General features: G+C 61.7%; 16 protein-coding genes and 1 pseudogene. 7 read left to right on the plus strand and 10 right to left on the minus strand.

All coding sequences use genetic code 11. From position 1 onward, the window contains the following. The first annotated feature begins 123 nt into the window (after positions 1-123). The 4 genes from E1K68_RS15260 to E1K68_RS15275 are packed head-to-tail and all read left to right on the plus strand — an operon-like array spanning position 124 to position 2865. Positions 124-489, plus strand: coding sequence for a cupin domain-containing protein (locus tag E1K68_RS15260; protein WP_034134255.1), 366 nt, complete (start codon positions 124-126; stop codon positions 487-489). Positions 490-502: 13 nt separating this feature from the next. Next, entirely contained in the window at positions 503-1324 is an 822-nt protein-coding gene (locus E1K68_RS15265) for a molybdenum cofactor biosynthesis F family protein (protein WP_003192405.1), read from the plus strand. After that, a complete protein-coding gene (locus E1K68_RS15270) occupies positions 1317-2120 on the plus strand; it encodes an SDR family oxidoreductase (RefSeq protein ID WP_057711177.1) in 804 nt (267 codons plus the stop codon). The genes E1K68_RS15265 and E1K68_RS15270 overlap by 8 nt, the downstream gene beginning before the upstream one ends. Beyond that, positions 2110-2865 carry an SDR family oxidoreductase gene (locus E1K68_RS15275; protein ID WP_212614344.1) on the plus strand — a complete coding sequence of 252 codons (756 nt, stop codon included), beginning with the start codon at positions 2110-2112 and terminating at the stop codon, positions 2863-2865. Before E1K68_RS15270 ends, E1K68_RS15275 begins: the two co-directional genes overlap by 11 nt. 123 nt (positions 2866-2988) lie before the next feature. On the opposite strand, the gene feaR is transcribed toward E1K68_RS15275, so the two are convergent. The 3 genes from feaR to E1K68_RS15290 all read right to left on the minus strand — a co-directional run bounded on the left by feaR (position 2989) and on the right by E1K68_RS15290 (position 6068). Continuing rightward, on the minus strand, positions 2989-3924 hold the full coding sequence (gene feaR / locus E1K68_RS15280) for a transcriptional regulator FeaR (RefSeq protein ID WP_003192409.1): 936 nt from the start codon (positions 3922-3924) through the stop codon (positions 2989-2991). A 115-nt stretch (positions 3925-4039) separates the two neighbouring features. Then, the gene (locus tag E1K68_RS15285; RefSeq protein ID WP_032900766.1) at positions 4040-4606 is read right to left on the minus strand and encodes a DUF3156 family protein; all 567 of its coding nucleotides are present in this window, start codon (positions 4604-4606) and stop codon (positions 4040-4042) included. Beyond that, positions 4569-6068 (minus strand): APC family permease, encoded by a 1500-nt coding sequence (locus tag E1K68_RS15290; RefSeq protein WP_034134252.1) that lies wholly within the window; start codon positions 6066-6068, stop codon positions 4569-4571. Before E1K68_RS15290 ends, E1K68_RS15285 begins: the two co-directional genes overlap by 38 nt. Before the next feature lie 216 nt (positions 6069-6284). On the opposite strand from E1K68_RS15290, the gene E1K68_RS15295 reads away from it, so the two are divergent. Further along, positions 6285-7607, plus strand: coding sequence for a hypothetical protein (locus E1K68_RS15295; protein ID WP_212614345.1), 1323 nt, complete (start codon positions 6285-6287; stop codon positions 7605-7607). A 38-nt stretch (positions 7608-7645) separates the two neighbouring features. Here the strand turns inward: E1K68_RS15295 and E1K68_RS15300 are convergent. Further along, positions 7646-8113, minus strand: a pseudogene (locus tag E1K68_RS15300) (flavin reductase family protein); the annotation flags it as partial. Between the two features lie 56 nt (positions 8114-8169). Continuing rightward, complete coding sequence (locus E1K68_RS15305) at positions 8170-9339, minus strand: p-hydroxyphenylacetate 3-hydroxylase oxygenase component (RefSeq protein ID WP_212614346.1); 1170 nt, start codon at positions 9337-9339, stop codon at positions 8170-8172. Positions 9340-9575: 236 nt separating this feature from the next. Here E1K68_RS15305 and E1K68_RS15310 point away from each other — a divergent pair, with 236 nt between their 5' ends. Then, a complete protein-coding gene (locus E1K68_RS15310) occupies positions 9576-11063 on the plus strand; it encodes an aldehyde dehydrogenase family protein (protein WP_003192416.1) in 1488 nt (495 codons plus the stop codon). A gap of 23 nt (positions 11064-11086) precedes the next feature. Here the strand turns inward: E1K68_RS15310 and E1K68_RS15315 are convergent, their stop codons facing one another. The 5 genes from E1K68_RS15315 to E1K68_RS15335 form a co-directional block, all read right to left on the minus strand. Then, positions 11087-11686 carry a hypothetical protein gene (locus E1K68_RS15315; protein ID WP_003192417.1) on the minus strand — a complete coding sequence of 200 codons (600 nt, stop codon included), beginning with the start codon at positions 11684-11686 and terminating at the stop codon, positions 11087-11089. Positions 11687-11727: 41 nt separating this feature from the next. Next, a complete protein-coding gene (locus E1K68_RS15320) occupies positions 11728-12234 on the minus strand; it encodes a hypothetical protein (protein ID WP_003192419.1) in 507 nt (168 codons plus the stop codon). Continuing rightward, on the minus strand, positions 12231-12749 hold the full coding sequence (locus tag E1K68_RS15325; RefSeq protein ID WP_003192421.1) for a hypothetical protein: 519 nt from the start codon (positions 12747-12749) through the stop codon (positions 12231-12233). Before E1K68_RS15325 ends, E1K68_RS15320 begins: the two co-directional genes overlap by 4 nt. Further along, the gene (locus E1K68_RS15330) at positions 12746-13408 is read right to left on the minus strand and encodes a hypothetical protein (protein ID WP_034134248.1); all 663 of its coding nucleotides are present in this window, start codon (positions 13406-13408) and stop codon (positions 12746-12748) included. The genes E1K68_RS15325 and E1K68_RS15330 overlap by 4 nt, the downstream gene beginning before the upstream one ends. Before the next feature lie 172 nt (positions 13409-13580). Beyond that, positions 13581-13976, minus strand: coding sequence for a Rid family hydrolase (locus tag E1K68_RS15335; RefSeq protein WP_003192423.1), 396 nt, complete (start codon positions 13974-13976; stop codon positions 13581-13583). Positions 13977-14548: 572 nt separating this feature from the next. On the opposite strand from E1K68_RS15335, the gene E1K68_RS15340 reads away from it, so the two are divergent. Beyond that, on the plus strand, positions 14549-14824 hold the full coding sequence (locus tag E1K68_RS15340) for a DUF6124 family protein (RefSeq protein WP_034134247.1): 276 nt from the start codon (positions 14549-14551) through the stop codon (positions 14822-14824). Positions 14825-14934 lie beyond the last annotated feature (110 nt).

The following is a 14934-nucleotide window of genomic DNA, read 5'->3' on the forward strand; positions in this document are numbered from 1 at the left end:
AGCGGGCTTACCCGCGAAGAACGTCAACGATAACGCGGGCCTTCAGGTAAATCGCGGTGCCCAGACGTTCTTCGCGAGCAAGCTCGCTCCTACAAAAATCTCGTACTTATCGGAGCATCTGCCATGACACTTACCACCCTCAAACACAACGTCCAGCTGTCGGAACTCGACGCCTGGGGCACCGTGGCCGACCTCGGCTCGCAAATCCTCGAAGGCGAAGTACGCGCCTTCGGCAAGATGACTTTCGGCGCGCCCACCGATGCGGTCAGCAGTGCGTACTTCGGCACCACCCAGGGCAAGTTCCGCATGGTCTACCCGTTCGCCGAACAGGCCACGATAGTCACCGGCGAAGTGGTGCTGACCGACGAGTCCACCGGCCAATCCACCCGCTACAAGGCCGGTGACAGCTGGTTCGTGACCAAGGGCACGCCCGTGCTGTGGGAAGTGGTCAGCGAGAGTTTCGTCAAACACTACTTCGCCGTCGTGTAAGGGAGGGGTTGCCATGTCGAATTCATCTGACTGGATCACCGTAGGCGCCCTGGCTGAGGGGTTTGCACCCGAGGCGTTCATTCTGCCGAATCTGGCCGACCTGGCCGGCCAGACCTTCACTCTGCACTTTGCCAATGGCTGGCAGATCGAACACCGCTTCGAACAGGAGCGCCTGGCCTGGCACGCCGCCGATGGCCACTCCAGCGGCAGCGCTGCCTACCGCGCCAGCTCGATTCGTCCGGGCCTGTACCTGGTGGACTTTATCAAGCATGAGGCCGGGCAAAGCTGGTCGATCAGCCTGGTGCTGGACACGCCAAATGCCTCCTTTACCGCCGTGATTGGCCGTATGCCAGAACCGGCAGAGACCCACGAAGGCCTGTACCACCGCGCCCTGGCCGGCAAACCGCTGACCTCGGTACAGGTTGACTTCCTCCACGGCAGCCTCGACCGGCCCTGGCAGGATGGCCACTGCCTGCACGCCCCCACCGACGAGTTGGTCGGCCTGCGCAACCACTATCGCTACAGCCCCAGCGAGGTCTACGAACACATCTACCTCAACCCGCGGTTCTACGCCTGGCAATGCCTTGAGGGCGTGGAGAAAGGCCTGTGCGACACCGACCGCTGCCATTACTACAAGATCGCCGAACAGCTGTACCTGTTCGTCTGGCAGGAGAAGATCGTGCCGACCCTCGGCCTGGTATTGATCGACCTGCAACAGCACCGCAGCGACGGCAAGATCTTCGGCTATGCCGGGGCGTCCTTCGACGCGCTGTCGAACTTCCCGATCAGTTCCTATTGCCAGGTGCTCAACCACACGGAGTACCCCCGTGACTGAGCCGCGCACGGTGGTGATCACCGGAGCCGGCACCGGCATCGGCGCCGCCTGCGCACGCTTGTACGCACAGGAAGGCGCGCATCTGGTGCTGATCGGTCGGCGTCGTGAGCCGCTGGAACAGGTGGCGCAGGACACCGGCGGGCTGATCCTGGTGGGCGATGCCGCCTGCCCGGACACCTGGGACGGTTTCATCCAACAAATCCGCACCCACTGCGGGCGCCTCGATGTGCTGCTGGCCTGTGCCGGTGGCCACGGCCTGGGCAGCGCGACCCAGACCAGCCCGGCCACCTGGGAAGGCGCGCTGCGCAGCAACCTCGACAGTGCGTTCTACAGCGCTCGCGCCTGCCTGCCGCTGCTGCAGGAAAGCGCCGGGAACATGGTGCTGATTGGCTCCATCGCCTCATTGGCAGCAGGCCCCGAGGTGTGTGGCTACACCACCGCCAAGCATGCGCTGCTCGGGCTCAACCGCTCGCTGGCCCGTGACTATGGGCCCCATGGCGTGCGGGTGAACGCGGTGTGCCCAGGCTGGGTGCACACGCCGATGGCCGACGCGGAGATGCAGCCGTTAATGGAGGCGTACGGCGAGACCTTGCAGCAGGCCTATGCGCGCGTGTGTGCCGATGTACCGCTGCGGCGCGCCGCCCGTGCCGACGAGATCGCCAAGGTGTGCCGCTTCCTGGCCAGCGACGACGCCTCGATCATTACCGGCGCCACGTTGGTGGCGGACGGTGGGTCCAGCATCGTCGACGTGCCGACGCTGGCGTTCACGCGCCTGGAGCCTGCCCATGCCCCATGACCTGGATTTCAGCGGCCAAGTCGTGCTGGTCACCGGCGGTGCCCAAGGCATTGGCCTGGGCATCGTCCAGGCCTTTGCCGAACGCGGTGCGCGAGTGGTGATTGCCGACCGTCTGCTTGAACAGGCTGAAGCCCTGGCTGCCGGGTTACGCACGCAAGGGCATCAGGTTGACGCCGTTGGCGTTGACCTGGCGGATACCGAAGCGGTGTTTGCTTGCGTCCAAGGCTTGGCGCAACTGGATGTGCTGGTGCACAACGCCGGGTACTTTCCGCTGACCGCCTTTGCCGACATCACCCCAGCGATTCTGGAGCGCACCCTGGCGGTGAACCTGTCGGCGCTGTTCTGGCTGACCCAGGCGGCGTTGCCGAGGTTTCGCGAGCAAGGCCGGGGCTGCGTGCTGGTGACGTCTTCGGTCACCGGCAATCGGGTCGGTTATCCGGGGCTGAGCCACTATGCGGCGTCCAAAGCTGGGGTGAATGGGTTTATCCGCAATGCAGCGCTGGAGCTGGCGCCGTTGAATGTGCGGGTCAACGGCGTGGAGCCCGGCATGATCGCCACGCCGGCGATGGGCAACCTGGGCGATGCGGCCGTGAATGACAGCATCGCCCGCCGTGTGCCGCTGGGGCGCCTGGGCGCGGCGGCGGATATTGCCGGGGCGATGGTGTTTCTGGCCTCTGACCTGGCGGGCTATATCACCGGGCAGACGCTGGTGGTGGACGGTGGCGCGACGCTGCCCGAAATCTGAAACCCGATCGTTCCCACGCTCTGCGTGGGAATGCATCCTGTGACGCTCCGCGTCACGACTTCTGGAGCGGGACGCGGAGCGTCCGGGGCGGCGGTCCCACGCGGAGCGTGGGAACGATCACGCTTACACCGCCTGCAACCGGCTGGAACGAAAATCCTTGGGCGATACCTCAAACTGCTTCTTGAACGAGCGGCTGAAGTGCGCCGAGTCGGTAAAACCCCACTTGTAGGCAATCGAGGTGATCGACTCACTGCGCAGGAACGGGTTGGTCAAGTCATCCGCACTGCGCTTGAGCCGCGCGCGCTGGATGTAGCGGCAGACGCTGTCGTCCTGTTCTTCAAACAGACGGTACAGGTGCCGCACCGAGATATTCAGGCGGTTGGCCAGGCCGATCGGGCTCAGGCCTGGCTGGCTCAGCGACTCATCAATGACCTTTTGCACATAGCTGCGTAGGTTATTGCCCTGTAACGAGGCCACGCCTTCGCGGCACTCATCGCCCTGCTCCAACGCCGAACCCAACAGCGAGACGAACGCCGCTTGCAGCGCTTCCACTTGCGTGGCGTCTTCGTCGGTATCGTCCTTGCACAATTGGTCCATCAGCACATGCAGCATGCGCCCACAGGCTTTGGTCGAGGAGATCTTGCCGAAGGCCCGTGCCTGGCCACCCAGGTGCTTGCACACCGCAGTGCGCGGCAAGGACAGCGAGGCGTGTTCGATCAGGCCGAAGGGGGTAATTTCGATGGCGCCCACCGAGTCCATCAACAGCATTTCGCCGGGGGCCAGTTGTACGGTCTGGTCGTTCTGGGTGATTTGCGAATAGCCGCTGCGCTGGCTGACCAGGAAACATTCCTGGTCGTTGTCATGGTCGGCGTGGTGCATCGGGCGCTTGATCAGCCCGGCATTGGTGCGCAGGATGGCCAGGCCACGCGACAGGTTGTGGATCTCGCCGATAAACAGCGAACGGTTGAAAGCCAGCTCGGTATCGAAGTGGCCGCACGCGGCGCGCAGTTCGCGGTTCCAGCTGTCGAGCCCGTCGGGTGCATGCTGTGGGATGCTCATGGGGTGTCTCCGCAGTGGCGTTATTCTTGTTGTTCTGGTGCAATAGTTAACATGTTATCTATATGCACGCAACAACAAACCTGTTTGCCCGTTGCAGAAGCACTAATGGTGCCAATCAGAGACCCGACAGTACCCGCCGCAACCCGGCCAGGGTTGCCAAGAGATGCACGCGTTGCTCGGCGCTCAACGCAATGTAGCGCCGGAACGCCGGCATGCGGTTGACCACCTCGCTGCCACCCATATGCTCCAGGCGCACGCACCATTGCTGGTCGTGCAGCTCGATGCGCAGGCGCTTGAAATCCAGCGGCATCAACGCCTGGAACAACACGCTGTCCGCCTGTAAACGCGCCTGCAATTCACGGCCCAGTGCCTGGTTGCCGGCGCGGCGCCGCACATGAATGCCGCTGCGCCGGATCGCGCCGCCATGGTGCACCTCGAAGCTGCCAGCGCCACCCGCTGCAGCAGGAACGCGCAGGACACATTCGGTCAGCACCAGGTGCATCAACAACTGCGACTCGGTGCGCTCGACAATCTCAAAGGCCACACCGTCCACTTCAAGGGTGGCCAGGCCCAGATCACGCCGCAGATGAGCCAGGGTCACCCCCGGTCGATACCCGCTGGGTGCGCGGTCGGCACGAAACAGCTCAAACAGTTTTTGCCGCAAAGTCGTTATAACCGTCATGGGCAACCCCCGGTTCATGGCTGAATTCCTTGGCCAACACCTCCTCTACGCAGGCGGGCTTGAAGGGGTTGACCTTCTGCACCACCAGGGTCCAGAACAGCGCGTAGGTGGCCGTCACGCCGAGCATCACGCCAAACGGCACGTAGATGTCCGCCGGGTTCATGCCGGGCGGGGTGATAAACCACATGCCCAACAGGATGCCGATGCTGGAGACGATCTGCGGCAGCGGAAACCACGGCGAGCGATAGGCCCGAGGCAAGTCCGGACGCCGAATGCGCAGGATCACCACTGACAAGGTCACCAACAGGTAAGCGAAACTCCACGCGCACACCGCCGCCAGCACCAGGTGCATGATGTTGTCGGTGTTGCCGCCCAGATACAGCGCGTGCAGGCACGGAATCAACATGGCCACCAAGATGCACAATAGCGGCGTCTTGAAACGCGGGTGCAGGTAGGTGAACACCTTGGGCAAGGCGCCATCCACCGCCATACCGTAGAGGATGCGCGGCACGCCGGCCATCAGGGTATTGATGGTCGCAGCGCCCGCGAACAGAAAGCCGATGCCCAGCCACAACGGACCGATCTGCCCCATCACCTGTTCGGCGAACCGGGGGATGGCCATGGGTGTGTCCAACAGGTGAACGCCGGACGCCACATCGAGCACCACGTTCTCCACCTGGCGTTTCATCGCCGCGCCATAGATGAACATGCAGGTGGCCACGCCCATCAGCCCGAGCATCATCGCCCGTGGCATCACCTTGGCCGATTGGCGCAGGTCCGGCGCCAGCGGGGTGACGAACTCGCAGCCCACGAACATGAACATCGCCATGCCCACCAGCGACAGCACGGTGACCAGGTCGGTGCCCACCAACGACTCGCCGAACCAGCCCTCCAACTGCACCGCCGGCGCGGCGATCAGCCCCAGTACGCCGAACACCATCAGGGTGGTCCACATGCCGAAGGTCAGGATGATCTCCGCGCGGCCAAATGCGCTGACGCCAAAGGCATTCAGCACACCGAACACCAGCACGAAACCGACGCCCAGCAACCACGAGCCGCCGGCCGACTCTGCCAGGGTATTGAGGTGTTCGAAGTTCACCAGGGCCATGACCCCTGCGAGGATGGTTTCGGCGGTGCCGGCGAACACATGCACGATCAGGTAGGCCGACAAGGTCCCGGTGATCGCAAAGAACCTACCCATGCCGCAGTTGATGTAGTCGTACACCGAACCGGTGGTGGGCAGTATCGAGGCGGCCTCGGCGAAGGTGGTGGCCTGGGCCAGCATCATCACCACGGCAATCAGCATCGCCAGGGCAAACGCACTGCCACCGATGCCAAAGCCCATGGTGGCGGTGAGGATCACCGGGCTGGCCATGATCAGGCCGATAGTGCTGGCCAACGCAGTGGGAAAACCTACCGTGCCCCGGTTGAGGTGTGCGGTGAGTCGGTCGTTGATCGACATGGAGGGGTCCTCGAAGCGGTTTTTTTAATGTGTCGGCACTCTGCGCCCCACTCCCGTTGATCGTCTTGCCCCTGTCTGCCGCCGGTTTTGTTGCTGCCTGCCAGGGCGTGTGGCCTGGCGGCCAGAGTCAATTGCCTGGCACGCAGGGAAAAGACTTGGCCTCATACCGCTCGCCCTAATGCGCCCTCACTCTTAACCAAGATGGGGGCAATAACAATGGAGCACACACTGAAAAACCGCCGCCTGCGCCAGGCGGTCGGCCTGGGCGTGGCACTGCTGGTGGGCCAGGCGCAGGCCATCGAGTTGTATGCCGACGCCGACACCCAGGTCACCGGCAACTTCCTCGCCGTGTACGGTATGTTCAACAGCCCGAAGAACTACGATGGCCGCAGCGGCGGCTCCACCTGGCGCGAGGCGTTCATCAAGTACGGCCTGAGCGTCGAACAGAGCCTGGGCAACCTGGGCGGCGTGTATGGCACGGCCAACCTGGTGAGTTCCGGTACCTGGGGCGATGGCGATGCGGCAGGGCTCACCAACGGCACCGAGCGCACCACCAAGTTTGACGAGGCCTTCGCCGGCTGGCGGTCTGGCGAGTTGTTGCCAGCGCTGGGCAAGGATGGCCTGGACCTGTCGTTCGGTCGCCAGATCATCATGCTCGGCGACGGTTTTATCCTTAACGACGATGGCCCCAACCTGGGCAATGGCGTGGGCGACGGCGAGTTCAATCGCGGCGGTGCCTACTACATCGCCGCGCGCCATGCCTTCGATAAGACGGCGGTGATTCGCCTGGGCGGCAAGGACGGTGTGCACGGCAGCCTGATGTGGATCAAGTCCGACAACCGCGCCCAGGCCCTTACCGAAATGGCCGCCGGCACCCTGGAATACAGTGCCGCGCCGGGCACCCTGGGGCTGACCTACATTCACGGCATCGACGTGGATGAGCGCTTCGCCACCGACCTGCAGCGCCAGCGCAAAGGCATGAACCTCTACAGCCTGCGCGGCGCCGGCAATGCCGGTATCGACAACGCGCACTTCGCCTTCGAACTGGCGCGCCAAAGCCGTCGCGACGGCCAGGAAAATGCCGGTTACGTCGAAGCCGGCTACACCTTCGCCAACCTGCCGTGGTCGCCGGATCTGACCTACCGCTACGCCCGTTATTCGAAGAACTGGGACGCCATGTTCTCAGGCTTCAACCGTGGCTACGGCACCTGGGTGCAGGGCGAAGTAGCGGGCAACTATTCCGGCCCCTTCAACAGCAACACCGCCGTGCAGCACGTGGCGCTCAAGGTCAAGCCACTGGGGAACGTCACGCTTGGGGCGCTGTTCTTCGACTACAACACCGTCAGTACCCGCGGCCAATTGAACCTCGATGGCCGCGAACTGGACCTGTATGCCGAATGGGCCGTCAACGAGCACCTGATCATCACGCCGCTGCTCGGCCTGTACAAACCGAATAAATCAGCCGAAAACGGCGGCAATCAGGTCGGCGGCAACGGCACCAATGTCTACAGCCAACTGGTGGTCGCCGTGCCGTTCTAAACCGCCTCGGGCGCGCACGGAGGCAGCGCCCGGACCTCAGCATAGGCGCCCTGATGATAGAGCAGCGGCGCACGGCCAAAATCATCAAAGGCCACCACCTTGCCGATCATGATCCAATGGTCGCCGCCGTCCACCTGCTGGTATTTCTCACAGTGAAAACGCGCCGAGCAATCGGCGAACACCGGCGAGCCACCCTCCCCCGGCTCGTATTCGATCAGGGCGAAGCGGTCTTCACGGGGGCGCGCGAAATTGTTGGATAGATGCACCTGGTCCGCCGCCAACACATTCACCGCAAAGTGGCTGGCCTCCTCGAACACCGCATGGCTGTTGGAGCGTTTGTCGATGCTCCACAGCACCAGCGGCGGGTCGAGGGACACCGAGTTGAAACTGTTGGCGGTCACGCCGACCTTGCGCCCGGAGGCGGTGGCGGCGGTGACCACGGTCACGCCAGTGGCAAAATTGCCCAAGGCGCGACGAAAGGCTCGTGGGTCGAATACGTCAGACATGCAAGACTCCCGGGTGGCCTCGATGGGCCGCCCTGATTGTTGTAGGGAAAACGCGGCTACACCATGCTCGGGTCGGGTTCCAGGCCCATCAGCTCACGGCCGAGGATCTGCGCGCACACGTCATAGTCGGTGTAGGCATGGGCGCCGGTCATATGGGAATCGCGGAACAGGCGCTGCATTTCGTTCTGTTCGAACCAGGCATTGCCACCGGCGGCAGCGAACAGCCGGTCTACCGCTTCGATGCACATCTTCGTGGCATAGGCCTGGTTGGTGCGCCAGAACGCCAGGGTTTCTCGCGCTGGGTAGCGGTGGGCGGCGCTGTGTTCGGCGTGGTCTTGCCAGGTCTTCTCCAAAAACGCCCGAGCGGCGGCCACCTGGTGGGTGGACTCGGCCAAGCGCATCAGCGCCGGGGTCGCTGCGCCGACGGCAGCGCCGGTGTAGGCACGTACGCGGTTTTTGGTTTTTTCGCGGAATACCTCCAGCATGCGCTCGGCCACGCCGAGGCTGACGGTGGAGAAGCCACTGGCGAAATACGGCCGATACGGCGCGTAGAAAATCTGGCTGTCAGGGTACAAACCAAAGCCTGCGGACTTGCCTTCCATCATGTCCTTGGCCTTCTGGATCCGGTGCTCGGGCACCCAGGCGTTGTCGATGATCAGGGTCTTGGTGCCGCTGCCTTTCATGCCGGCTGCAAACCAGTCATCGCGGATCTGATAGTCACTGCGCGGTAGCACGGCAAAGCAGTAGTCCTGGGTGCCTTCGGCATTCTGGCGACGGCAGCCGACAATCGCCCATTCGCCATGGTCACAGCCGCTGCTCCAGCCCATCTCGCCACTGAAGTACACGCCGCCCTCGCCCTCGGTCACCCGGCCGAACGGCGCAATACTGCTGCTGGCCGTGGCATCCGGGTTGGCGCCCCAGATTTCCTCCTGCAACTGCGCCGAGAACAGCGCCAGTTGATGGCTGTGGGTGCACAACAAACTCATGGCCCAGGCGGTGCTGGCACAACTGCCGGCGAGCAAGGCGATACAATCGGCGAATTCGGGCAGCGTCAGTTCCAGGCCACCGAACACCTTGGGCTGGAAGGCGCGGTGCAGCCCGATGCTCTTGAGCAGCGCGATATTCTCATCCGGCACTTGTCGCAGTTGTTCGGCACGGCTGGCGTTCGCGGCAATGGCAGGCAGAAGAGGCTTGAGGTCTTCGAGGAGCGGGTTTGGCTTTTTCATGGACGGCCCTGCTTATTATTGGAAGTCCGGCAGACGCTCCGAATCGTGGAACGGCGCGGGATGCAGGGCCAGTATCGACCGGCTTGCGCCGGCACAACATGCACGTTCGGCAGGCAAGGTTGTACTTTTCACAGGCACGGCAGGCACAGGCATAAAACCTGGCAGGCACAGTCAAGCCGCGTACCTGCCCGTTGGTTAACCTCGAGTTTTCTTTTGTGAACTGCCAGGAACCTGCCATGAGCGATATCCCGCTGCTGCCTCACGTCGAAGCCTTTTTGCGCCGCCGTCATGGGCTATTCATCGACGGCGCCAGTGTGCGCAGCCACGCCGATGCACGCCTGAGCGTGACCAACCCCGCCACCGGCCAGGTGATCGCCGACGTGGCCGACGCAGACCTGGCGGATATCGACGCCGCGGTGGCTTGCGCCAACCGGGGTTTCCAGTTGTGGTCACAGACCGCACCGGCCATTCGTGGCAACGTACTGCTGAAACTGGCCGACCTGCTGGAACACCACCGCGAAGAACTGGCGCAGATCGAAACCTGCCAGTCGGGCAAGATCATCCAGATTTCCCGCGCCTTTGAGGTCGACCAGGCCGCGCACTTCCTGCGTTACTACGCAGGTTGGGCCACCAAGCTCAGCGGCAAGACCCTCACGCCGTCGCTGCCTTCGTTCAATGGCGAGCGCTACACCGCTTTCACCTTGCGCGAACCGGTAGGCGTGGTGGTAGGCATTGTGCCGTGGAATTTCTCGACCATGATCGCCATCTGGAAGCTGGCTTCTGCGCTGGTGACCGGCTGCAGCATCATCATCAAGCCCAGCGAATTCACGCCGCTGACCCTGCTGCGCATCGCCGAACTGGCCATCGACGCCGGGTTGCCGGCGGGCGTGCTCAACGTGTTGACCGGCGGCGGCCATGTCGGCAAGGGGCTGGTGGAACACCCCGGCACGCACAAGGTGTCGTTCACCGGCTCAGTGCCCACCGGTATTGCGGTGGGCCGCAGTGCCATGGGCGCAGGCCTCACCCGCGCGACCCTGGAACTGGGTGGCAAGAACGCCGCCGGCTTCCTGCGCGACATGGATGTAGACAAAGCGGTGGATGGCATCATCGAAGCGGGCTTCTTGCACTCTGGGCAAATCTGCGCAGCGGCCGAGCGTTTCTTCGTGCACCGCTCGCAGATCGATGCCGTGCTGGAAAAGCTCAAGGCACGCCTCAGCCGCCTGACCATCGGCTCGCCCCTGGACGAACACACCGACTTCGGCCCGGTGACCCACCAGCAACACCAACACAAACTGCTCGGCTACTTCAACCAGGCCCGCGCCGAAAACAACACGATCATCCACGGCGGCCACCTCATCGACCGCCCCGGCTGCTACGTCGAACCCACCGTCATCCTTGCCAACCACCTGCACGACACCCTGCTCAACGAAGAAACCTTCGGGCCCATCGCCACCTTCCTGCCCTACGACAGCGAAGACGAACTGCTGGCCATGATGAACCACGGGCCTTACGGGTTGAGCGCCAGCCTGTGGACCAATGACCTGGGCAAGGCCCTGCGCATGATCCCGGCCGTCAAGGCCGGCACCGTGTGGGTAAACATGCACACCTTGCTCGACCCGGCAGTGCCGTTTGGTGGCAGCCGGTCTTCGGGATTAGGGCGGGAGTTTGGCAGTGCGTTCATTGAGGATTACACCGAGCTTAAGTCGGTGATGGTTCGGTATTAAGGGCTGAGTGCCGACGACCGGAATCAGGGCGCAGGTTTGGCGGGTGGGCCACGAAACAGGTTCCTGGAAATGATGTCGGCCTTCAGCATCTTGAGTTGCAGATGACGATTCACTGCGCCAACCCCTTCCATATAACGGGTGACATGGCGCTTCCACGTATCGACCAACACGAAGGGCGCCAAGCCAATTGCAACAAACGGAAAAATAACCAAACCGAAAAGGATTTTCATAAGTTCCAAGCACCCTTGCAACAAATTCACAGGGCCCAAGGATTTTTCATAATGCAATTTCTTGGTCAACACGTCGGAAATCAGGTTCGTGCCGATGGCGGCGGTTACAAACGGGAAAACAAAGAGGAACAGGTTGGAGCGGTGTTTCACCTGGTCAAACAGAGCACCGCTGATTTTGCCTTTTTCGTGCAGTGACTGCGCCAGCCCATTGAATGCGTCGATAGAGACCACGGCACACGCGGCAATCGAAATCAGCGCAACGCCGGTCGCCACGACAACTTGCGGCGTGGTGTCTTTGTCGAGAATGAAGCCAATCACCGCCATCACCAACACAAAGGCCATCACCAAAAAGCCCAGTTGCACATCCAAGCCAAACAACAATTCGTAATTCATCCGTGAACCTCTCTATCAACACTAATTAAAATAACCAGCTGTCACTGATAAGGAATCAAGTGATCGTGCTCCAGATCCCGCATCAACTCGCTCAACATCTCGCTTTCGCTGCGGGGCTCGGTCATGGGGATGTACCAGGTCGTAGCTGTCCAACCACCACGCTTGTAAGCATAGGTTTTGAGCAGTTGCCCATCCTTGAACAGCGAGCCGTGCAACTGGCGCTCGTAGGTGTAGGGCACTGGCACGGTCAACAGCGTCAACGCGCCAAGTATCGCCGGGAGCGCACCGGCCCCTTTACCGCCGCGTTGATCGACCAACAAGCTGTAGCCCGTCTTGCTGAAACCGCCATCCATAAAACTGAAGGCACCTGTGTCACGCAACAACTGGATAACTTCGCGTTGCGTCTGCTGTTCAAACCTCGACACGGGCGACGGCATCGTGACACTCATCGGCACGTAGGCACGCTCTGCCTTGTAATCCAACGGTTTGAGGGCGGTACCGCAACCACCGAGCAACAGCACGGCGGCCAGTAACGTAGTCCTGATCATTGTGCGTGCTCCTCGGGCAGCAGCCCGTCGCGCTGTACATCTTCGGCAAAAGCCCGTGCAACACGGTGACCGCTCTGTAGCTCCATCCCGCCAGGGCCATCCAGCAGCCAGGAATATTTGTGGGTGACGTTGCGGTAGCTGTACTGCTTGAGCTGCTTCCCATTGTGCTGCAGGGAGAACTCGGTGGTGGTGTCAATGCTCACGGACAGGGGCAGCAGAAACAGAGTTGCCGCGCTCAGCAGTACCACCGGGAAAGGCGGCATATCACGCTGAACGTTGTAGCGCACCCACACCGAGTAATCGTCCGCGTTGCCCCGGCCGCTTTCGACACTGCGAAACACCCCAGTCTCACGCAATTGGTTACGAATTTGTGCTGCATTAAGCGGGTCATCGATCATGACGTGGATCGGCTTGAGGTATTCCTTGCCATCGGGCAATGCACGCTCAGGAAGCGTATGGGTGGTTGCACACCCGGTCAGCAGCGCCAGGGCGCTGAACGTAATAAAACGGTTCATGGGCGTGTCTCGTGAAGGATGTTCTGACCCGCCCCGGATGGCAGCGGCGCGATGATATAAGGGGCGGCGCTGCGATAATCCAGCGGCAACAACTCCAGAGCCGGCAGGCCCGCAACAGAGTGCCGCGCTAGCGGCTCATCGCGTCCTTGCTGGTCGCGCCAGCGGAAGGCACACAGCGAAGCGCCAAGGCATAACGAGCGAAATTCACCGAGGTAATAGGCGTTGCCGGCCTTCAGGCGCAGTGGCAGGTTGAATTTCTCTCGCGCCTGCACCGAGGTGTAGGTCGTCCCCAGAGTGGGTGAATAACTGCTGGAGAAAAACTGAAAATCATAGAACTCATAATCCCCAGGCTTGAGCGCCAACACGAATACACTGGCGGCACCGGCCGCATCCTTCACATCCTGAGGTGTTTGCCGACCGACGCCCACCCAGATCGCTGCGGCGCCAAACTCGGAACCGCGCTTGCGAAACAGTAAACGCTGATTAGGCGCAGGAGATGCGCTAAGGCTCTGCGGGCCGATTGATCCGACTACATAAGCGACCGGGTCCTGGGGGCCAGGTTGCAACGGCTGGCTAACCAGCGACGCAGACTGAGTACCGCAACCTGCCAGGGCTGCCGTAATCAAGAACAAGGCCAAAGGCCGAGAGAAGCGAGACATATCGAATCCTGAACGCAGGCAAAAAAATAAACGGCAGGCGTCAGGAAAAATATGGGATGAGCCTTCCTGGCGCTGCGCCTCGCGTCACTGCGAGGGGGGCGAATGGTACGGGGGGAATCGCGGTTTGACTACAGATGATCAGCAGCATGTGTCAGCGCTCGGTGAAAGCCACTCATATCACCGCCTCCGCCTCAATCTCAATCAACCACTGCGGCAACGACAACCCGCTGACGATAATCCACGAAGACGGTGGCGGGTTGTGCGGGAAGCGCTCAAGTAGCGCATGGGCGATCGACGCTTGCTGCTCACGGGCAGACTCGACGATATACAGCCGCAGCATGATCACATGAGACAGGTCGCCACCGACCTCGGCCAGCACCTTTTCGATATTGTCCAACGCTGCGGCGGTCTGTTCGGCGATGCCGGGGCCGACCGTGTGCTCTTGAGCATCCACGCCCACCTGCCCCGACAGCATGATTCGCCGGCCCTCTGGCACTTCCATGGCCTGGCTGAAACCGTATTGCAGGGAGTTGAATACCGTCGTGGGATTAATGACCTTTCGTTGCATGACCAATCCTTGTTGTCAGTAGGAAAACAAGGCTAACCCAAAGGAATCGCTAAGGATGATGGTTCAACATCCAGCAACATGTTCGTGGGTGAAGCGCTGAACCTTGAGTGCCCGGCGGCCTGATGAAAACGCGCAAACCCACCAGGCAATCACATCCCCTGTAGGAGCGAGCTTGCTCGCGAAAAACCCACAGGCGCCGCGCTTACTCAGGAAGCACGCGTTATCGTTAACGTGTTTCGCGAGCAAGCTCGCTCCTACATGGGGTATTCGGCGTACCCGCAACGGCGCGGTTGTCAGACCGCGCTTACACAACTTTCGGGTTGCGTCCGATGAGCCTCGCCGCTAACCTTCGCGGGTCGCTGCAAAATCAGCGAATGGGTGTGGTAGCCCAGTTCTTTCATAGACCCCAAAAACGCTCAAGGGCGTTTTTTTATGCGGGCTGCTTTGTGGCGGCTGTGCATGGGAGGCTTCGGCCTGCCGGGTTTCTATGACCGGTCTACCACCCCGTGTACAGTCGCCTCCTTACTTCGTGTGGTAGCGAAATGGAGGTGCTCATTCATAGGAGCTTCGCCATGAAAAAAGTCACACCCAATCCCCCACCGTCCCCCTCGGATGAAAACCCGCAACTGCCTCCAGATGTCATCTTCACCGTCCGCCCCGGACTCAGCACTGAAGCCGCCTTGAGCAATGCCAGCGAAATGCTGGAGTCCGCGACTGTCTGCGCCTACGACTGTGCCGAACAGCTTGACGGTCACGCCCGCAAGCAGGTGTTGGCGGTGGTGCAGATGATCGAGATTGCGCAGTTGCTGGTAGATGAAGCGCTGAACCGTGAGTGCCCGGTGGCCTGATGAAAACGCGCAAACCCAACAGGCAATGACATTCCCTGTAGGAGCGAGCTTGCTCGCGAAAAACCCGCAGGCGCCGCGCTTACTCAGGAAGCACGCGTTATCGTTGACGC

It is taken from the genome of Pseudomonas sp. B2021 (assembly GCF_018135665.1).
In the GTDB taxonomy this organism is placed as follows: domain Bacteria; phylum Pseudomonadota; class Gammaproteobacteria; order Pseudomonadales; family Pseudomonadaceae; genus Aquipseudomonas; species Aquipseudomonas lactis.